We start from the raw sequence: 19,058 nt of genomic DNA on the forward strand, positions 1-19,058 counted from the left end.
TGTTCTTTATTGATACAAAGTTGGGTAAATTAGCGTTTGTATTTATTGCGTTATTTCCAGTTTTATTTATGATTTTTACGGTTTTATTTTTTCCATTTTAACCTTAAACTGTTACTCACCACACTTAGGCTACTCAGCGCCATTGCTGCTCCGGCAATCATCGGGTTCAGTAAAAAACCGTTAATAGGGTAGAGGATTCCTGCCGCTATAGGAATGCCGATTAAATTGTATATAAATGCCCAAAAAAGGTTTTGCTTAATGGTTGTCACAGTTTGTCTGGACAATTTGATGGCCTGTGGTATTTTCATCAGGTCGGACGAAATGAGTGTCATTTTAGCAACGTCCATGGCAATATCACTCCCTTTTCCCATTGCAATACTTACATCGGCAGTTGCCAGAGCGGTACTGTCATTGATTCCGTCGCCTACCATGGCTACAATTTTTCCCTGATTTTGTAATTGTTTGACAAAATCGGCTTTGTGTTGCGGTAATACTTCTGCTTTGTAATGTTCAATTCCGGTTTGCTCTGCTATTGCTTTAGCAGTGGCTTCATTATCACCTGTAAGCATGTAGATTTCTACATCTATTGCTTTCAGTTGTTGAATAGCTGTTATTGATGTTTCCTTTATTTTGTCCGAAATAGCAATTACAGCCAGAGCTTTTGTGCTATTAGCAAACCATATTACTGTTTGCGCCTGATTGCTCCATTGATTACTTTGTTGCTGTAATTCGTCAGTAATGCTAATGTTATTTGTGGTTAATAATTTCGAATTCCCTACAAAATAAGTTTCGTCAGCATAAGTTGCTTTTGCTCCTTTCCCTGTAATACTTTCGAAAGAAAGTAATGGAATGTCTTTAATATCAGTAAAATAATGGACAACTGCTTCTGCTAAAGGATGTTCCGATTTTTTTTCGATACTCAACAGAATTTGCTTTGTCAGCGCATCTTCATTGAGCCATTTTATAGCAGTCACTTTGGGTTTGCCTTCGGTGATGGTTCCTGTTTTGTCTAAAACGATGGCATTAATCTTTTTAGCTAATTCGAGGCTTTCTGCATCTTTAATCAAAATTCCCTGTTCGGCAGCCTTGCCTACGCCTACAATGATAGCAGTGGGAGTGGCTAAACCTAATGCACAGGGACAAGCAATTACCAATACGGTTATTGCGGCTAAAAGTCCGTGTACGATGCCGTTATTTCCGCCTAATAAAAGCCATAATATAAAAGTAAGCAGTGCGATTCCGATGACTATTGGAACAAAAACACCGGCAATTTTATCGACTAATTTTTGCACAGGAGCTTTACTTCCCTGAGCCTCTTGTACCATTTTGATTATTTGAGCCAGCAGGGTTTCTTTACCCACTTTTAAGGCTTTAAACTGGAAACTTCCTTTTTGATTGATAGTGCCTGCAAACACTTTTTCGTTGGTTGTTTTCAATACAGGAATAGGTTCACCACTTAGCATACTTTCGTCAACATAAGAATTACCCGAAAGGACTATTCCGTCAACAGCAATTTTTTCACCCGGTTTTACCAGAATTGTATCTCCAGTGTTGACTTCTTCTATCGCAATTTCTTTTTGTTGTCCATCAGCCAAAATTAAAAATACGGTTTTAGGTTGTAATCCCATTAGTTTTTTAATAGCCGATGAGGTGTTTCCTTTGGCTTTTTCTTCCAATAATTTTCCCAAAAGAATAAAAGCAATTACTACCGAAGCCGCTTCAAAATACACATGGGCATGTAAGCCTCTTTGGTGCCAGAAATCAGCAAAAAACATGTTGAATACACTAAATAAATAAGCAATACCCGTACTTAGAGCCACCAGAGTATCCATATTAGCAGAGCGGTGTTGGATTTGTTTCCAGGCATTGATAAAGAAATCTTTTCCAAACCAAAGCACTACAGGAGTCGAAAACAACCACATGATTTCATTAGCGTAAGCGATATCCATTGCAAACATTCCAATGGCAACTACAGGGAGTGATAGTGCTACTGCCCATATTGTTTTTTGTTTTAGCAAATGGAAATTTTTCTCGTGAATTGCTTCCAGAGTCTCTTGCTGTGTTGTTTCGTTTTCTATCAATAAATCATAGCCGATTGATTGCACTGCTTTTTGTAAGGCTAAGGGATTGGTCATATTAGGCAGGTATTCTACCGATAGGGTTGCTGTGGCAAAATTAACGCTTGCATTCACAACACCGTCAATGGGTTTTACGATACTTTCGGCACTAATGGCGCAGGAAGCACAGGACATTCCTAAGACCGGAAAGTTGGTTTTTATTGTATTTTGATGATTTGTTGCCATGATGTGTAATTTGAATTATACATACAAAGTTGGCGATAAAATCAAAGAAGACTATTGTGTAATTTTGGGATTGATTTGTAAGATTTACAATTGATCCAAAGGTTTTCTTTTGTTTTCCTTGATTTGTTTGAAATAAGAAGGAGTAAGTCCGGTTACTTTTTTGAATTGATTACTCAAATATGCAACACTGGAATAATTGAGTTGGTATGCAATTTCGCTTAAAGACAATTGGTCGTAAACTAATAATTCTTTTACCCGTTCTATTTTTTGTGCAATAAAGTATTTTTCGATAGTAGTTCCCTCAATCTCTGAAAACAGATTCGACAAATAATTATAATCATGTTGGAGTTCGTTGCCGAGAACTTCCGATAAATTGTTTTTTAATCCGCTGTTCTGATGATGTACGAGTTGGATAATGGTGTTTTTTATCTTCTCAATAATCCGGCTTTTTTTGTCGTCTATGAGTTCAAATCCTAAGGGGCTTAAAACTTTATCGATAGTTGTTTTTTGTGCTTCGGATAATTCATTTTCGAATACAACTTCTCCTAATTTAATATGCTTAACAGCTAAATTTAATTTATCCATTTCATTTTGAACCACCAGAATACAGCGGTTGCAAACCATATTTTTGATAAAGAGAGTATTCATGTTTTATACTATGATTTAGACTATCAAAAATAAGCATTATGAATTCATTTATGTGATTTAGTCAGGAAATATTACGCTTAACATTAGTTTGTTTTATAATTCAAAATGCATTTTGACCGAAGGTAAGTAAGTTATTATCAGGATCGAGTATTGAAAATTCCTTTTGTCCCCAATGTTTGGTTTCTAAACGACCATTGGGATGAATTTCAACATTGTTATTTAAAAATTGCTGGTAAAGTTCTTCAATAGAATCGGTACGAAAATAAACCTGACCGTAATTTTCACCCGGATTCAAATCTTTAAATTCAAAGAAATGCAACTGCACCCGGTCTTTTTGAATCATCAGGTAAAAATCATAATCAGCGTTTCCAAATTCTTCAAACCCCAACTTTTTTATGTAAAAATTTTTGGTGCTGTTTTTATCACGCATCGGTAATTTAGGGTGAATATCCGTTAGCATAATTGAGTTTTTTAGATGATTTTTATTTTACTTGCGTATTAATCCATTTGGTTATTTCATCTAATACCAATGGTGAAAATGTTTGTTCGATTGTTGCATATTCAGTTGGTACGCCTGTTTTACTCTCCTGAAATAAATGGTTTAGGTTAGGGAAAATCTTTGTCGTTACATTTGTATTTCCGGCTTTCGCCAATGCTTTTTTAATAGCCTCGATATTTTCGTTAGCCGGTACTTGTAAATCTTTTTCACCATTTAGTGCTAAAACAGGGCATTTTATTTTTTCTAATGCAGGAGCCGGATTGTATGTGATAAAATAGTGCATCCATGGAGTTGCTATTTGACTCACCTGAAGTTTTACAAATTCGTCATCGCTCATTGCGGTTGGTTTTTCGTTTTTCGGATTGTCTTTTAAAACTGTTTTTAGGTAATTGCTTAAGTCAGTGTTGAGTTGTTCCAAACTGTTTGATTTATTTACAATGGCATAGGTTTTTCTGCTGATTAATTCATTTTTTTGCAAATCATTTTCACTAATTCCCGATGCTTTCCCAATTAGCTTTTGCTGTAGTAAAAGGATTTGATCGCCTTGAATTCCGGGAGCAGCCAGCAAAACAATAAAGGCAACGTCTGTAGATTTATTGGCAACCATTGGTGCAATCAATCCTCCTTCGCTATGTCCTATTAAGCCTATTTTATTGATTTCTTTTCGGGTTTTTAAATAAGCAACGGCACTTTCGACATCGGTTGCAAAATCGGCGGAAGTTGCTGTTTTAAAATTTCCTTTTGATTGTCCTACGCCCCGATCATCGCATCTCAAAACTGCAATTCCGTTTTTAGTCAAATAATCGGCAATTACAAGAAAGGGTTTATGTCCTAATAACTCTTCGTTTCTGTTTTGTGGTCCACTGCCGGAAATCAGGATGACAGCCGGAAAAGTGCCACTTTTTTTAGGCAATGTCAGCGTTCCTGCTAAATTAATATGAGCTGCGTTGTTTTGAAATGTGACTTCTTCTGAATAGTAAGGATATGGTTTTTGAGGTTCTTGCGGTCTTTTTAGAATTTGTTTTTCAATGACTTTTCTAGACAAATTCATAGGAAAACCACGTCCATTTTGTTTAAAAATACCTACAATTTCATCATCTTTTAATTCTCCATTGTACTCAATTCCTGCATTTGCAATATCAAATTTAATTTTTGAGTTTTCAAATGTGGTTTTAGTTACAGGAATACCTTTTGCATTTTGATCCGGGCTGTCCATCGTGGCGCTATATCCGTCATCTGTTTTGGATACATTAAAAACCAAACGAAATTGTGTGCCCTGCACTTTCAAAACACTATTCCATTGTCCTGTAATGTCCTGGGCTGTTACAGCAATTGAAGCTAAAATTGCAATGAGTACTAAGGAAAATTTAGTCATAATTGTTTTTGATGTTAAGTTACGGATTTTGTAGATTGGTACGAAAAGGATTTTCCGTACATATTGAGTTGAAAATTATATTTTTTGTAGTAACTTAATTTTGGACTCGATTACACATTGTTAACTACTATTTGCAACTTCTAAAATGCAGCATTTACAGCGAATGATTTTAGCGGATTTTTAATGATTTAGCAAAGTCAAACCGTTTCACTTATTGAATAGTTGTATTTGTAAATTTAACTTTATACGGAAAATTTTCATCGTTGTCAGGCTTGTCATCCCACACATGGTTTCTGTGTTCGCTAGGAGCTCCCGTTACCACTAACCAAAGTTCTTTGGCTCCTTGAGGTGTCATGATTTTGGCAGTACCTTGTTTGGCTTTTCTCATCTTACCATAAATAGCGGTGTCATTTTCATTAATAACAACAAAACCATAACGCCATCCTTCAATGGAAGACCATTGCCCATTTAATCCTTCGAAATCTACAGTGACTTTCGTTCCTGATTTCGGAACACTAAGTTGGATGGCATTGTAGCCATAAATGTGAGGAATTTGCTTGTTGGCTATTTTATAATAACCATTGTCAGCAACTTCAAGTGTTGTATGATGTCTGTGTTTTTTTTGATCTACAGAAGATAATCCTTTAATAAATGACTTATTGTGGACTCCCAAAGGATAATCCCAGGCAATATTTTTGCAGGCATATTCAAAAAACTCATCATTCAATTGTTCCTGATTGATTCCTGTAATTCTTTTATAGGTTTGCAGCGGATGTTCAGGTACTTTAGCGCCTCGCCATAGTTTTCCTAAAAAATCAATTCCGTGTTTTTGTTTCCAAAATTCCATTAGATACATCGATTGGTATCTATAATCTTCATGTGAGAAATGCTTGTGTACATTTTCTAAGAAATGAGGAATCTCTCGTGTGAAACTGCTGTTATTGATTTGCCATGACATGAATTGTGCACATTGTTCCCAAAATTGCCCCACATAATTTTGATCTCTAAAACCATAATTTCCGTCGCAGGCGGTTTGATATTGAAAAGTATGTCCAAACTCATGCGCTAGAGCAGAATCGGTTCTTAATGCCCAGGGATTAACCCATAAAGCCCCAATAGTATTATCATAACCCGCTCCGGTAGCCAACCATTCTTCCTGATAGCGGAGTATGATAATCATTCGGTATTGATCTGTTTTTGATTTTCCTTTTACCACAAATTTCATCGTGTCGCGATAATAGGAATAATATTTTTCGGCCTTTGCCAATGTATTATTAATATCTACGCAAAGTTTTGTATTTGGAGCTTTGTCAGGATATTGTCCAAATCCTTTTGCCCAAAAAATAATGATATTATCGGAAGAAGCACTTCTTTGATAACTCCATTCACTATCGTCAGCATTGAAATCATTATTCTTCAATTCAATTGGGATATAGATTTCTTTTCCTCCGATGGGTTTTTCGCCAAAGGTATAGTTGAAATTTACAGGAGCTGTTGTTTTTGAGTTAGAAGGAATGCTTACAGCAGCAGCACTAGAAAAACTTAAGATAATAGAAAATATAAAAAAAGATTTAAAGAAATTAAGTTGTTTCATGGTTTGTTTTTTTGTTACATATACTTACTTGGAGTATTTTTCTCTGGGCATTTTTCTCTGGTGCTCGATTGCATCGAGTACCTACTTACTTGTAATTACTATATAAAGCGTTTGCAACGCGGCTAATTTAACAACTTAACATAAAGGTTCTACATTTACATTACAAAAATTTCTCTGGTGCTCGATTGCATCGAGTACCTACTTACTTTGTTATCCCTAAATATAGCGTTTGCAACGCGGCTAATTTAACAACTTACCATAAAGGTTCTACATTTACATTACAAAAAACAGTGTTATCTTCTTCATAGTTTCTATAACTGCTATTGACATAATCTCTTTCATGAAAAACGATTTCGGCTTCTACAGGATTGTAATGTATATAATTTATTCTTTGTTCTATCTTTTCTAAAGTATCTAATATAATCGGATGAAAGCCATCCTGCCATAATTTGTAATCTTTCGCTCTTCCTGATTTTTGCGCTTCATAGCTAAATTTTCGCAACAACCATTCCCGTCTGCTTTCGGGATGTTCTTTGATAGCTTCTATTAGTTTCTTTGAAGTGAATTTTTTGAAATCCCGAATAACATTTTGCAACTCACCATCAAATGCTGTAGCAATTAAATGAATATGACTGCTCATATAAACATAGGCATGTACACTTAATCCTTTTTCTTTGATACAATAATTTAAAGAATCATCTAAGATGTTACAATAGATTGGTCTTATCAATAAATCTACCCAATCTACAATTGTTATCGTTATAAAAGTGGGTACGGTACTATCAATAACTTTATATTTCTCAGGCATCGTTTATTTGTTTAAGAATTATTTTTTATCGAGCCGCGTTGCAAACGCTACCATTTGTCTTTTTATGTAAGTAGGTACTCGATGCAATCGAGCACCAGTTTGGGTTTTTTTCACAACCTGACGTTCTGCCGCTTGGTGAGGTTGTGTAATAAGATGCATGAGTTTTTTACATTTTTATATTCAAAAGATTTTTTCTGTAATCTGTAACTATTTTTTTGATTTCAAACAAGTTCCATTCATTATTAAGAATTTCTAATCCTTCAAAAATTGGAGAATTATCTATTACGTTTTCACTATTATGGTCTAAATTAAATGATTTCAATATTTCGACTGTTCCATTATGAAATTTTGAATCTTTATGTTTATAATAATTAGCAAGTCCAATTATTAATTCAATTTGGGTTCTCTCAAAATCTTTATGTTTTTTGTCTGCTTTATAATATTGTGCTTTATTATCAGGTTTGTCAAATAAATCATTTATACTTCCATTTATATAATTTTGAAAAGCAATAAAAGCCAAACCATAAATTGGTTCGCTATCTTCTCTCATCCAAATTCCATCGTACCAATCATTTTCTTTATTTTTTTTGACTATTGTTTGAATTGAATTTTCAAGTCCAATTATTATTAAATTTAAACTTTCAGCTCTGTCGTCAATTTCTAACAAATTCATCCTTTCAATTTTTCTTAATTAGCTTTAGCAAATACTTTTTCAGTTTGAAAAAGTATGATATTTACTGCTATTTATTAATATTGCATACAACGTACATATTACTAGTGATAGTCAGATTTTAGTTGTATTCAAATATATAAAAATAATCTTTCAATTTTTAGCAAGCGAGTTGTATTCAAAAAAAATACCGCAAATTCACAAAATTTTAAATCTGCGAATTTGCGGTAAAATAAATTTATAAGAAGTAAAAACTATCGAATCGCTTTTACAAAATCAGCAATTTTTCCACTGCCGTTTTCTTTTAAGTGTGTGATAAACGCACTACCAATAATAGCACCTTTAGCATATTGAGTAGCCTGGTTAAAGGTTTCTGCATTGTTGATTCCGAATCCTACAATTTGTGGGTTTTTTAAATTCAAATTGGCAATGCGCTTGAAATAATCTTCCTGTACGTTGCCAAATCCTGCCTGTGAACCCGTAACACTTGCCGAGCTTACCATATAGATAAATCCGCTGGAAACGCTGTCTATAAAACGAATGCGCTCGTCAGAAGTTTGTGGTGTAATTAAAAACACATTGATCAAACCGTATTTGTCAAAAGTAGCCTTGTATTGTTCGGCATACACATCTACCGGTAAATCAGGAATGATTAGGCCATCGATACCAATTTCGGCACATTTAGCACAAAAAGCATCTACGCCATATTGCAACATTGGGTTGAAATACCCCATGATTACTAATGGAATCGATACCGTTTTACGGATGTCTTTTAACTGGTCAAATAAAATTTGAGAGGTCATCCCGTTTTCTAAAGCCGTTGTAGAACTCGCCTGAATAGTAGGGCCATCGGCTAACGGATCGCTAAATGGCAAGCCAATTTCGATCATGTCAATGCCACTTTTTTCTAAGTTCTGGATAATTTGTACCGTATCGTTCAAGTTGGGATATCCCGCCGAAAAGTAGATGGAAAGTATCTTTTTGTCTTCTTGTAATTTTTGTTCGATTCTGTTCATTGTAAAGTTTCGATTTTTACCACAAATTGAGTTATCAATTTAAGCTTGTTTTTTGATGAACCATTAAGGGAATTAAGATAAGTTAAGTTTAAATTCTCTTAATGGTTAAATTATTTTAAACGTTAACTTTAAAAGTTAATGCTGTCAGTTTGTTTTTAATTGGTAACAATATACGCCCAGGCAGTTTGCAGGGATTCTAGGGTTACTTCGATGCGTTTGTAGTGCAAACCTTCATAGGTATCGGCGAGGTAAACGTCTTTTTCGGAAATATCATATACCAGTCCGCTAACTATATCATCCGGGTTTCCGGTAGCAACGATGATAGGATATTTTTCCAGTCCAAATTCCTCTTCAATTTCGATATAGTTAATTACAAAACCTATGAGTCTGTCAGGGGTTCCTTTTAAAGTACGTCCAAAAATATTTTCCTGAATCTCTTTGTTTTTTAAGGTTCCGTATGCGAATAATTTTTCCATTTGTTCTGTTTTGAGAATTGAACGTTCTTGTTGTTTGCGTTAGGGATGGTAGTGGAGCTCTCCCGATTTTTATCGGGAAGCGGGAACGTACAGCCCGACCCGCCGCGGCGGGTAACGCCCTAATTATATTTTAAAATATTCTATGTAGTTATTCAAATCTTTATCGCCACGACCTGAAAGACAGATAACCACCACGTCTTCGGGCTTGAATTTCTTGTCGTTTAATACTGCCAAAGCGTGTGAAGATTCAATAGCAGGAATGATTCCTTCGAGTTTACACAATTCAAGACCTGCATTCATGGCATCATCATCAGTAACAGAGAAAAACTCCGCACGACCTGATTCGGCTAAATGTGCGTGCATAGGTCCTACACCAGGATAATCCAAACCAGCCGAGATAGAATAAGGCTCGGTAATTTGTCCGTCAGGAGTTTGCATCAAAAGGGTTTTACAACCGTGGATGATACCTACTTTTCCAAGCTTACTTGTTGCAGCACTGTGTCCGGAATGGATTCCTTTTCCTGCAGCTTCTACCGCTATGATTCCTACCTCAGGTTCGTGCAAAAAGTGGTAAAAAGTTCCGGCAGCGTTACTACCACCACCGATACAAGCCACTACATAATCAGGATTTTCACGACCTTCTTTTTCTTTTAACTGCCATTTGATTTCCTCAGAGATCACACTTTGAAAACGGGTTACCATATCAGGATAAGGATGAGGTCCAATTGCAGAACCAATGATATAATGCGTATCCACAGGATTGTTAATCCAGTCGCGAATGGCTTCGTTAGTAGCGTCTTTTAGCGTTCTTGAACCCGAAAGGGCAGCGCGAACAGTTGCACCCAGCATTTTCATTCTGGCAACGTTTGGCGCCTGACGAGCAATGTCAATTTCGCCCATATATACAATACATTCCAAGCCCATTAAAGCACAAACTGTAGCTGTAGCCACACCGTGTTGTCCGGCACCAGTTTCGGCAATAATACGTTTTTTGCCTAGTTTTTTAGCGACAAGGATTTGTCCAATGGTATTGTTGATTTTGTGCGCTCCGGTATGATTTAAATCTTCTCTTTTCAGATAGATTTTAGTATTGTATTTTTCAGAAAGTCTTTTTGCAAAATACAATGGGCTGGGACGTCCTACATAATCTTTTAATAATTGGTCAAACTCAGCTTTAAATTCAGGTTCAGCTGTAATTTTCAGGTATTGTTGGCGTAATTCCTCCACATTAGGATATAACATTTCAGGAATGTAAGCTCCTCCAAACTGGCCATAATAGCCTTTTTCATCAACGTTGTATGACATTTTATATGTTTTAATTGGTATCAATGCGTTTTAGTGCATCTTTACATAATTGTACGTTTTTTAATCCCGGTTCTATTTCAAATTTACTGTTTACATCAATGGCATAAACGGGTAAATTGGTTTTTAATATTGCATTGACAGCATCTATTTCTTCTATTCCTATTCCGCCACTCAGGAAGAAAGGTTTGGTCGAAGGGTAGTTTTCCAAAACTTTCCAGTCAAATGTGGTTCCGTTTCCTCCGGGTAATTTTCCTTTGGTATCAAAAAGAAAATAATCACATACGGCTTCAAATGGCGCCAGTACTGAGAAATCAAAATCATCGGCAACCGAAAAGACTTTTATGATTTCAATATCAGCAGCTAATTGAGTTTTCAAATTTAAACAAAATTCTACAGATTCTTTTCCGTGTAATTGCACGGCCTGTAAATCGTGTTTCTGAACTTTTTCGATAATATTCTCGACGGTTTCATTGACAAAAACCCCTACTTTTTTAATAGATTGAGGCAAATTAGGAATATAGCCGTCAAAAAACCGAGCCGATTTCTCCCAAAATATAAATCCCATATAGTCGGGTAGGAGCGAGCCTACTTCGAGAATATTATCGGGATATTTCATGCCGCAGATTTTGGTTTTCATTTTGTTCTATTTTTTTTTAACCACAAAGTGTACTAAGTAGGCGCAAAGTTCACAAAGCTTTGTGTTCTAATTTCTGCCTTCTGCCTTCTGCCTTGTGCCTTGTGCCTTCTGAAATCTAACTTCTAACTTCTAACTTTTCAATAAATTCCGTCGCTGCTTTTCCAGCATTGTCCGTTTTCATAAAGTTTTCTCCTATTAAGAATCCTTTGTAACCATAAGGTTTTAGTTCGTTGATAGCGTCAACAGAGCTGATACCACTTTCGGAAACTTTTACAAATTCGTCCGGAATTTGGTGAGCCAATTGCTTACTGAAATCCAGACTTACTTCAAAAGTTTTTAAATTTCTGTTGTTCACACCAATCATGTCTAATGTTGGCATAATTGATTTTTCTAACTCTTCCTGATTATGAACTTCTAATAAAACTTCTAATCCAAGGTTTTTTGCAAATTCAGATAACGATTTGATTTCTTCGCGGGTTAAAACCGCTGCGATTAGCAAAATCAAATCAGCTCCGTGCGCTTTAGCTTCTAAGATTTGGTATTCGTCTACAATGAATTCTTTTCGCAATAGCGGAATATTTACCGATGCTCTGGCTAATAATAAATCGTCTAAAGAACCGCCAAAGTATTTTCCGTCTGTTAGAACCGAAATTCCACAAGCACCGGCACTTTCATATCCTTTTACTACTTCTTCCACCGTAAAACCATAATTAATTTCTGCCTTAGAAGGCGAACGACGTTTGTGCTCGGCAATGATTCCAGAGTTGCTGTTTCTTAAATTGTTGCTTAAAGAAATGGTCTTTTTTCCAAAGAAAACCGAAGCCTCCAGTTGGGAAACCGGAATGATTGATTTTTTAAGAATGACTTCTCTTTTTTTGTCAACTATGATTCTATCGAGTATATTCATTTTTTATTTACTTAAATCTTGTAATTTTTTCAAAGCGGTCAATCCTTTTCCAGAGAATAAACTTTCTTTGGCTTGTTCAAATCCTTCTAATGGAGTACATCCTGTAACTGTTGCGATTGCCATAGCCGCATTGGCACAAACCACATTGTTTTGCGCTTCAGTACCTTTTCCGGAAATAATATTCAAGAACATTTGAGCTGATTCTTCAACGGTTTTTCCGCCTTCGATTTCGCTTTGTTGTATTAATCGAACACCAAAATCTTCGGGATTAATCATTCCTTCTGTGCTATGCGTAATCACTTTTGTAGCTCCTGTTAAAGATACTTCATCATAGCCATCTAAGGCATGAACAATCGTGAAATTGCTATCGGTATTTTGATAAAGATAAGCATACATTCGAGCCAATTCAAGGTTGAAAACCCCTAACAATTGGTTTTTTGGAAACGATGGATTAATCATTGGCCCCAAAATATTGAAAATGGTTCTCACGCCTAATTCTTTTCGAATAGGTCCCACATTTTTCATGGCAGGATGAAATAATGGTGCGTGCAGAATACAAATTCCGGCCTGGTCCACACATTTCTTTAGAAAATCAGAATCATTACTGAATTTGATACCTAAACTTTCCATCACATTACTCGAACCCGTAATAGAAGAAACTCCGTAATTACCGTGTTTGGTTACTTTTATTCCTGCTCCGGCAGTTATAAAAGAAGCTAAAGTAGAAATGTTGAAAGTGTCCTTTCCGTCTCCTCCGGTACCTACTAAATCAATGGTGTTGTAATCGGATAAATCAATACGAACACATAATTCCTGAAGTGCTTCTCTAAATCCTGCCAATTCGTCAATACTAATGCTTCGCATCATGTATACGGTTAAGAAAGCAGCAATTTGGCTCGGATTGTAACTTCCGTTAGAAATGTTAACCAAAACGTCTTTAGCTTCCTCTTTAGAAAGTAATTCGTTATTGATTAATCTGTTTAATATGTTTTTCATTATAAAGTTTTTTTGCCACAAGGGCACAAAGGCACAATGTTTTTTATAATTGATTTACTGAAATCTGCTAACTGAATACTATGAATTTACCCAGTTCTCCAGCATTTTCTTTCCGTTAGGAGTCAACACACTTTCCGGATGAAACTGTACTCCGCGAACATCAAATGTTTTGTGACGCAAAGACATAACCTGACCATTTTCGTCAAAAGAAGTCGCTTCTAAAACATCGGGTAAAGTTGCATCAACAACCCATGAATGGTAACGACCCACCTCGAATTCTTTTTCCAGTCCTTGAAATAAAATTTCGTCATTCACTACCGTTTTTACCAAGGTTGCTACTCCGTGATACACTTTGTCTAAGTTTGAAAGCGTTCCTCCATAAACTTCGCCAATGGCTTGCTGACCAAGGCAAACACCAAAAATACTTTTGGTCGCGCCATATTTGGCAATAACCGGTTTTAATAAACCTGCCTCATCAGGAATTCCAGGTCCAGGAGAAAGAAGAATTTTGTCGAAATGAGCAATTTCGTCTAATTCAAATTCGTCGTTTCTATACACCGTTACTTCACAATTCAAATCTTCCAGATAATGTACCAGATTGTAAGTGAAACTATCGTAATTATCTATAACTAATATTTTTTTCATTTTATCTAAAGTTGAGTGTTATGAGTTATGGGTTATGCGTTTTGCTGCTTAACATTTAACTCTTAACTTTTTGTCTGTCATTTAATTTTAAATAGTTTCTGCTAAATCCAAAGCCGCATTTAAGGCTCTCAATTTGTTGTATACTTCCTGCATTTCGCTTTCTTCGTCTGAACTGGCAACGATTCCGGCTCCGGCCTGAGAATGTAATTGATGGTTTTTACTAAGGAAAGTACGAATCATGATGGCATGGTTAAAGTTGCCTTCAAAATCCATAAAACCAATGGCGCCACCGTAAAAATTACGATTTGTTTTTTCGTAATCTTCTATTAATTGCATCGCTCTGTGTTTTGGAGCACCGCTTAGCGTTCCTGCCGGGAAGGTATCAGCAACTACCTGCATAGTGGTAGCATCTTCATGCAAATGTCCTGTAACCTTAGAAACCAAGTGGATAACGTGAGAGAAAAACTGTACTTCTCTGTAACGCTCCACGTTTACGTTATGTCCATGACGACTCAAATCATTTCGAGCCAAATCAACCAGCATTACGTGTTCGCTGTTTTCTTTCTTATCTTCTGATAATTGTTTGGCTAAAACCGCATCTTTTTCATCATCGCCTGTTCTCTTGAATGTTCCTGCAATAGGATGAATTTCTGCTTTTCTGTTTTTTACGATAATTTGGGCTTCAGGCGAAGAACCAAATATTTTGAAATCGCCATAATCAAAAAAGAATAGGTAAGGGGATGGGTTGATGCTTCTTAAGGCTCTGTACACATTGAATTCATCTCCTTTGAAACCCTGGGTGAATCGTCTGGAAAGTACCAATTGGAACACATCTCCGCGGAAACAATGTTTTTTAGCCAAGGCTACATTGTGCTTGAATTCTTCATCAGTCAAATTAGAGAAACCTTCTCCTTCTTTCGAAAATTTATAGGAAGGAATGTTTCGGGATTGCATCAATTGTTCAATTTCGGCAATATTGTTTCTATCGTCTAGGCTATGACAGAAAATATAAGCCTCATTTTTAAAATGATTGATGGCAATGATGTTTTGGTAAACCGCATAATACACATCAGGAATGGTATTGCTGTTTTCTTTTTTGGCGATAGTTACTTTTTCGAAATAACGAACCGCATCATAAGAAATGTATCCGAACAAACCATTATTGATGAATTTGAAATTGCTTTTCTCCGACTTAAATTGCCCTGAGAATTGCTGAATTACTTCCGGAATATTCGTTTGAGCATCGATAGCGATGGTTTCGGTAGTTCCGTCAGGGAATTGTTTGAAAATAGTTTCATTTTCAATCTTTATCGAAGCAATAGGATTGCAACAGATATAGGAAAAACTGTTGTCATTTCCGTGATAATCACTGCTTTCCAGCAAAAGACTATTAGGGAATTTATCTCTTATTTTAAAATACACGCTAACAGGAGTTATGGTGTCAGCCAATATTTGTTTGAATTTTGTATTTAATTTAAATTGTTTCAATTGGAATAAATTTAAAATTTGTAAGCATTTGTTTTAATCTCGTTCGGCACAAAAAAAGGCCTGTCGTGATGACAAGCCTTTTTATATTTATAGATAATAATACTATAGGAGCTTAGTTCACGACTATTGACGTAAATTGTTCCACCACCAAGTATTATTTGTAATTGTTTTCATATTGCAAATATATAAATGTAATTTGATTTTTCAAATTTTCAAGTATAAAATATTGTTTGGATTTGTTTGTAATTCATTTTAAAAGACCAGGTCAACTTTTAATTCAAACATATCATAAATGGTTTTATCGCCTAAATCATCAAAATAACTTCCCGAACCATATTTGATATCATACTTTGTTCGATCAATTTTTAAATTAGCTGTAGCTGTTTTTCCCTTAACAATCAAATCGAAAATTACAGGATGTGAAATACCTTTAATGGTTAGGGTAGCAATTACAGTATAAGTGTTGTTTGCTTTGCTGGTGATGTTTTTGAAAGTCAAAATAGAAGTTTTGAAGTTATAAATTCCAAAAAAATCATCGGATTTTAAGTGTCCTTCCAGTTTTGTTTTTGAACTTCCGGTTTGATCCGTGTTGTCAAGAGTGGTCATGTCAGCAACAAAATTCCCTCCGGTGACTTTGTTGTCTTTAAAAATAAGTTCACCTTCTTTAAATTTTATTGTTCCTTCATGTTCTCCGGTGATTTTTTTTCCTGTCCAGGTGATAATACTTTTAGCAACATCTATTTTTTTAGCCTGCGCTTTTGCGATTGTAAAAGAAAATAAGAAAATAACAGCCAGGAATAGTAGTTTTAAGGTTTTCATTTTATGTATGGTTTAAGTTAATACTAATTTTCTGTTTGTTGTTATTGTTGTAAGGTGTTCGTTTTCTCAAAGTTACAATAAAAGCACAAGATTTTGATTAAAAAAGCAATAAAAGCATGTTGTGAATTGAAAAAAATAAATAAAAAAATAACCCCAACAAAAATGCTGGGGTTATTCAAGTAAAATGGGGATATGATTAGAATTTCAAAGCAACAGCCAATTCAAAATCGTCATTGATAGTTTTGTCTCCTAAACCTTGGAAGAAGTTTCCTGAACCGTATTTAATATCATATTTAGTTCTGTCCACTTTGAATGCAGTTGTAGCAGTATTTCCTTTCACAGCTAGTTCAAAATTAACTGGTTTAGTGATTCCTTTGATAGTTAAATCGGCAGTTACAGCATAAACATCTTTAGCTTTTGCACCAATTTTTTTGATAACCAAAGTAGAAGTTGGGAATTTTTCAGTTCCAAAGAAATCGTCAGCTTTCAGGTGACCATTCAGTTTTCCTTGGTATTCTCCGGTTAAATCAGTAGCTGTTAGAGAAGTCATGTCAACAGTAAAACTACCACCAACTAGTTTTTTCCCTTTTAATACTACAGCTCCGTCTTTGAAGTTTACAGTTCCAGAGTGCTCTCCGGTTACTTTTTTACCTACCCATTTGATAGAAGATGCTTTTGCGTCAATTTTTTTAGTTTGTGCGTTTACTGAAATACCAGCCGCTGCTACGAATAATGCTATTGCAATTGTTTTTAAATTTTTCATTTTTGTTTGATTTAAATTTGATTAATAATTATAGAGTGATAAATAATTCGTCTTGTGATTTTCTAACTTTTTTATAATGTTGTGTGGCGTCTTCTTCGTGTCTGTAACCTAATGTTGCAATAAGTGAAGTGTTTAATCCCAGTTTTTCTAATCCTAAAATTTCGTTTACTTGTTCAGGAACAAATCCTTCCATTGGAGTAACGTCAATTTTTAATTCCGCAGCTGCATTCAACAAATTTCCTAAGGCTAAATAAGTTTGCTTGGCTGTCCAGATATTTTTAGAGTCTTCAGGAAGTGTTAGGATTTTTGATTTCATGAAATCGGAATACCCAGCTAATGAATCAACCGGAATGTTTCTGGTTTCACTAATATTGCTAATGTAATCGTCAATGTGTTGTTCGTCAAGTTGGGTTTCATTTGCAAAAATGATAAGGTGAGAAGCTTCAACTATTTGCGATTGTCCCCATGCAGCTGGCTGAATTTTAGCTCTTAATTCAGGACTCTCCACTATAATTACTTTATAAGGTTGTAATCCGTAAGAAGACGAACTCAAGCGGATTGCTTCTTTTAAAATGTTTAAATCTTCGTTTGAGATTTTTTTGGTAGCATCAAATTTCTTTGTTGCGTATCTCCAGTTTTGGTTTTCTATAAACTTGCTCATGATGTTGTTATTGATTTCGGTATTTTTCTAATAATGTATTTAATTGTTCTAATTCTTCAGTGTTTAAATTACTGGTCAGGGCATTTTCGTGTTCTATTACTTTAGGATCTAATTCGCTTAAAACATCCAATCCTTTTTGGGTAATCAATACTTCTATTTTTCTTCGGTTGTCCGGACAGACATTTCGCGTTACTAATTCTTTTAATAATAATTTGTCAACTAAGCGGGTGGTATTGCTGGTTTTAGCAATCATTCGCTCCTGAATGACACACATATTAGCCGGATTCCCTTTTTGACCTCTAAGAATTCGCAATACGTTGTACTGTTCTCCTGATAAATCATATGGTTTTAAAACCTCATTAAACTTCTCACTCAGAATGTTTTGTGTGTACATGATGTTGAGAATAATTTTTTTAGAAAGGTTTAGTTCAACCGTACTTTTTATTTCATCTTCAATTTTCATTCCAGTTGTTTTATTTGTTGGTACAAATGTATCACTTTTTTTATTTGTATATACAAATATGTTGAAGTTTTTTTTAATTTTTTTTACTAGAAAAGGGTTAGTCCTAGTTTTTACGAGGGTTTGCGTAGTTTTTTTAATCAAAAAAAATATTTAAAGTCTAATTCTTGTATTTTTTAGAAGTGTCAATAGCTATTATTTTTGCTGCTTTTGGAAAATCAATGTATTTGTTTAAATCTTTAATAGCAATAACTTTGTAATTGTTTTTATATAAATAATTAAGAAATTCTTTAAACAAATCAGGAGGAGTGTTTACCCATGGATGCTCGATGTCTGGAACCCCATGAATGGTTAGTACCACAATTTTTCCGTTTTTGGCTTCCTGAAGAGCAGCGATAATTTGGTCTTTATTGGCAGCATTGGTAGCCCAACTAGGAATTAAAAACGGATGGTCTTCTAAGGGATTGTAAGCTCTGCTGCCTCCGGCACGGGCTAAAACATAGCCTTGTTCCTGCAATGTAGAGATGGCATTAAGGCTGTAATCATAGCCGGGATAAGCAAAACTGAGTGGCTTTTTGATCTTAAGAGAATCGCATTTGTTTTCTATATACTGTAATTGTTGAATGAAATTTTCTTTAGACAGTTTGTTTACGTGTTTGTGCGATTGAGTGTGATTGCCTATTTCGAAACCCATTTTATCTAATTTTTTGATATGCGTCCAATTCATATATTTAGAATTGTCGCGAAAATTAGGTGGGAATTCGCAGACAAAGAAAGTGGCTTTAAAACCATACTTTTTTAATAATGGAGCTACAATGCTGTATTGACTCACAGGCGCATCGTCAAAAGTTAATACGACTAATTTATCAGGGATTTGTCGTTTTAAAATTTGAGCTGATGAAAAACAAAATGCAAAAAGGAAGAAAAGCAAAACTATTGATTTTGATTTTATAATGGGACTCGCTTTCCTTTCTTTTGACATTATTGT

Annotated in this window: 20 protein-coding genes; all 20 read right to left on the reverse strand. The window is 35.1% G+C overall.

The features are described from left to right. Positions 1 to 83: 83 nt before the first annotated feature. Positions 84 to 2,303 carry a heavy metal translocating P-type ATPase gene (locus FDM27_RS11365; RefSeq protein WP_140486577.1) on the reverse strand — a complete coding sequence of 740 codons (2,220 nt, stop codon included), beginning with the start codon at positions 2,301 to 2,303 and terminating at the stop codon, positions 84 to 86. A gap of 84 nt (positions 2,304 to 2,387) precedes the next feature. Beyond that, positions 2,388 to 2,951: a helix-turn-helix domain-containing protein gene (locus tag FDM27_RS11370; protein WP_140486579.1), complete on the reverse strand. Its 564-nt coding sequence runs from the start codon at positions 2,949 to 2,951 to the stop codon at positions 2,388 to 2,390. 100 nt (positions 2,952 to 3,051) lie between these two features. Beyond that, on the reverse strand, positions 3,052 to 3,411 hold the full coding sequence (locus FDM27_RS11375; RefSeq protein WP_140486581.1) for a bleomycin resistance protein: 360 nt from the start codon (positions 3,409 to 3,411) through the stop codon (positions 3,052 to 3,054). A 22-nt stretch (positions 3,412 to 3,433) separates the two neighbouring features. Beyond that, a complete protein-coding gene (locus FDM27_RS11380) occupies positions 3,434 to 4,825 on the reverse strand; it encodes an alpha/beta hydrolase family protein (RefSeq protein ID WP_140486584.1) in 1,392 nt (463 codons plus the stop codon). Between the two features lie 211 nt (positions 4,826 to 5,036). Next, the gene (locus tag FDM27_RS11385) at positions 5,037 to 6,419 is read right to left on the reverse strand and encodes a DUF6055 domain-containing protein (protein ID WP_140486586.1); all 1,383 of its coding nucleotides are present in this window, start codon (positions 6,417 to 6,419) and stop codon (positions 5,037 to 5,039) included. A 253-nt stretch (positions 6,420 to 6,672) separates the two neighbouring features. After that, complete coding sequence (locus tag FDM27_RS11390) at positions 6,673 to 7,227, reverse strand: transposase (RefSeq protein WP_071183560.1); 555 nt, start codon at positions 7,225 to 7,227, stop codon at positions 6,673 to 6,675. A 166-nt stretch (positions 7,228 to 7,393) separates the two neighbouring features. Next, positions 7,394 to 7,900 carry a hypothetical protein gene (locus FDM27_RS11395; protein WP_140486588.1) on the reverse strand — a complete coding sequence of 169 codons (507 nt, stop codon included), beginning with the start codon at positions 7,898 to 7,900 and terminating at the stop codon, positions 7,394 to 7,396. A 251-nt stretch (positions 7,901 to 8,151) separates the two neighbouring features. Beyond that, entirely contained in the window at positions 8,152 to 8,913 is a 762-nt protein-coding gene (gene trpA / locus FDM27_RS11400) for a tryptophan synthase subunit alpha (protein ID WP_140486591.1), read from the reverse strand. A gap of 155 nt (positions 8,914 to 9,068) precedes the next feature. Then, positions 9,069 to 9,389: a gamma-glutamylcyclotransferase family protein gene (locus tag FDM27_RS11405; RefSeq protein ID WP_140486593.1), complete on the reverse strand. Its 321-nt coding sequence runs from the start codon at positions 9,387 to 9,389 to the stop codon at positions 9,069 to 9,071. Positions 9,390 to 9,512: 123 nt separating this feature from the next. Beyond that, positions 9,513 to 10,694, reverse strand: coding sequence for a tryptophan synthase subunit beta (gene trpB, locus FDM27_RS11410; RefSeq protein ID WP_071183556.1), 1,182 nt, complete (start codon positions 10,692 to 10,694; stop codon positions 9,513 to 9,515). Between the two features lie 10 nt (positions 10,695 to 10,704). Beyond that, positions 10,705 to 11,331, reverse strand: a complete 627-nt coding sequence (locus FDM27_RS11415) for a phosphoribosylanthranilate isomerase (RefSeq protein WP_140486597.1) — start codon at positions 11,329 to 11,331, stop codon at positions 10,705 to 10,707. Between the two features lie 115 nt (positions 11,332 to 11,446). Further along, positions 11,447 to 12,238, reverse strand: coding sequence for an indole-3-glycerol phosphate synthase TrpC (trpC, locus tag FDM27_RS11420; RefSeq protein WP_140486599.1), 792 nt, complete (start codon positions 12,236 to 12,238; stop codon positions 11,447 to 11,449). Positions 12,239 to 12,241: 3 nt separating this feature from the next. Then, positions 12,242 to 13,234 carry an anthranilate phosphoribosyltransferase gene (gene trpD, locus FDM27_RS11425; protein WP_140486602.1) on the reverse strand — a complete coding sequence of 331 codons (993 nt, stop codon included), beginning with the start codon at positions 13,232 to 13,234 and terminating at the stop codon, positions 12,242 to 12,244. A gap of 78 nt (positions 13,235 to 13,312) precedes the next feature. Then, positions 13,313 to 13,879 carry an anthranilate synthase component II gene (locus FDM27_RS11430; protein ID WP_140486604.1) on the reverse strand — a complete coding sequence of 189 codons (567 nt, stop codon included), beginning with the start codon at positions 13,877 to 13,879 and terminating at the stop codon, positions 13,313 to 13,315. An 87-nt stretch (positions 13,880 to 13,966) separates the two neighbouring features. Beyond that, a complete protein-coding gene (locus FDM27_RS11435) occupies positions 13,967 to 15,367 on the reverse strand; it encodes an anthranilate synthase component I family protein (RefSeq protein ID WP_071183551.1) in 1,401 nt (466 codons plus the stop codon). Positions 15,368 to 15,619: 252 nt separating this feature from the next. After that, a complete protein-coding gene (locus FDM27_RS11440; protein ID WP_071183550.1) occupies positions 15,620 to 16,186 on the reverse strand; it encodes a YceI family protein in 567 nt (188 codons plus the stop codon). A gap of 196 nt (positions 16,187 to 16,382) precedes the next feature. Continuing rightward, a complete protein-coding gene (locus FDM27_RS11445) occupies positions 16,383 to 16,949 on the reverse strand; it encodes a YceI family protein (RefSeq protein ID WP_071183549.1) in 567 nt (188 codons plus the stop codon). Between the two features lie 28 nt (positions 16,950 to 16,977). Next, entirely contained in the window at positions 16,978 to 17,610 is a 633-nt protein-coding gene (locus FDM27_RS11450; RefSeq protein ID WP_071183548.1) for an NAD(P)H-dependent oxidoreductase, read from the reverse strand. Between the two features lie 7 nt (positions 17,611 to 17,617). Next, positions 17,618 to 18,073: a MarR family winged helix-turn-helix transcriptional regulator gene (locus tag FDM27_RS11455; protein WP_140486607.1), complete on the reverse strand. Its 456-nt coding sequence runs from the start codon at positions 18,071 to 18,073 to the stop codon at positions 17,618 to 17,620. A 157-nt stretch (positions 18,074 to 18,230) separates the two neighbouring features. Continuing rightward, positions 18,231 to 19,052, reverse strand: a complete 822-nt coding sequence (locus FDM27_RS11460) for a polysaccharide deacetylase family protein (protein ID WP_140486610.1) — start codon at positions 19,050 to 19,052, stop codon at positions 18,231 to 18,233. Positions 19,053 to 19,058 lie beyond the last annotated feature (6 nt).

Origin of the sequence: Flavobacterium sp. GSA192 (genome assembly GCF_006386525.1) — a bacterium.
Classification (GTDB): domain Bacteria; phylum Bacteroidota; class Bacteroidia; order Flavobacteriales; family Flavobacteriaceae; genus Flavobacterium; species Flavobacterium commune.

Excerpts from the sequence above, each read along its gene's own strand:
- FDM27_RS11365 (WP_140486577.1), bottom strand. The coding sequence starts at position 2,303 with ATGGCAACAAATCATCAAAATACAATAAAAACCAACTTTCCGGTCTTA.
- FDM27_RS11370 (WP_140486579.1), bottom strand. The coding sequence starts at position 2,951 with ATGAATACTCTCTTTATCAAAAATATGGTTTGCAACCGCTGTATTCTG.
- FDM27_RS11375 (WP_140486581.1), bottom strand. The coding sequence starts at position 3,411 with ATGCTAACGGATATTCACCCTAAATTACCGATGCGTGATAAAAACAGC.
- FDM27_RS11380 (WP_140486584.1), bottom strand. The coding sequence starts at position 4,825 with ATGACTAAATTTTCCTTAGTACTCATTGCAATTTTAGCTTCAATTGCT.
- FDM27_RS11385 (WP_140486586.1), bottom strand. The coding sequence starts at position 6,419 with ATGAAACAACTTAATTTCTTTAAATCTTTTTTTATATTTTCTATTATC.
- FDM27_RS11390 (WP_071183560.1), bottom strand. The coding sequence starts at position 7,227 with ATGCCTGAGAAATATAAAGTTATTGATAGTACCGTACCCACTTTTATA.
- FDM27_RS11395 (WP_140486588.1), bottom strand. The coding sequence starts at position 7,900 with ATGAATTTGTTAGAAATTGACGACAGAGCTGAAAGTTTAAATTTAATA.
- trpA (WP_140486591.1), bottom strand. The coding sequence starts at position 8,913 with ATGAACAGAATCGAACAAAAATTACAAGAAGACAAAAAGATACTTTCC.
- FDM27_RS11405 (WP_140486593.1), bottom strand. The coding sequence starts at position 9,389 with ATGGAAAAATTATTCGCATACGGAACCTTAAAAAACAAAGAGATTCAG.
- trpB (WP_071183556.1), bottom strand. The coding sequence starts at position 10,694 with ATGTCATACAACGTTGATGAAAAAGGCTATTATGGCCAGTTTGGAGGA.
- FDM27_RS11415 (WP_140486597.1), bottom strand. The coding sequence starts at position 11,331 with ATGAAAACCAAAATCTGCGGCATGAAATATCCCGATAATATTCTCGAA.
- trpC (WP_140486599.1), bottom strand. The coding sequence starts at position 12,238 with ATGAATATACTCGATAGAATCATAGTTGACAAAAAAAGAGAAGTCATT.
- trpD (WP_140486602.1), bottom strand. The coding sequence starts at position 13,234 with ATGAAAAACATATTAAACAGATTAATCAATAACGAATTACTTTCTAAA.
- FDM27_RS11430 (WP_140486604.1), bottom strand. The coding sequence starts at position 13,879 with ATGAAAAAAATATTAGTTATAGATAATTACGATAGTTTCACTTACAAT.
- FDM27_RS11440 (WP_071183550.1), bottom strand. The coding sequence starts at position 16,186 with ATGAAAACCTTAAAACTACTATTCCTGGCTGTTATTTTCTTATTTTCT.
- FDM27_RS11445 (WP_071183549.1), bottom strand. The coding sequence starts at position 16,949 with ATGAAAAATTTAAAAACAATTGCAATAGCATTATTCGTAGCAGCGGCT.
- FDM27_RS11450 (WP_071183548.1), bottom strand. The coding sequence starts at position 17,610 with ATGAGCAAGTTTATAGAAAACCAAAACTGGAGATACGCAACAAAGAAA.
- FDM27_RS11455 (WP_140486607.1), bottom strand. The coding sequence starts at position 18,073 with ATGAAAATTGAAGATGAAATAAAAAGTACGGTTGAACTAAACCTTTCT.
- FDM27_RS11460 (WP_140486610.1), bottom strand. The coding sequence starts at position 19,052 with ATGTCAAAAGAAAGGAAAGCGAGTCCCATTATAAAATCAAAATCAATA.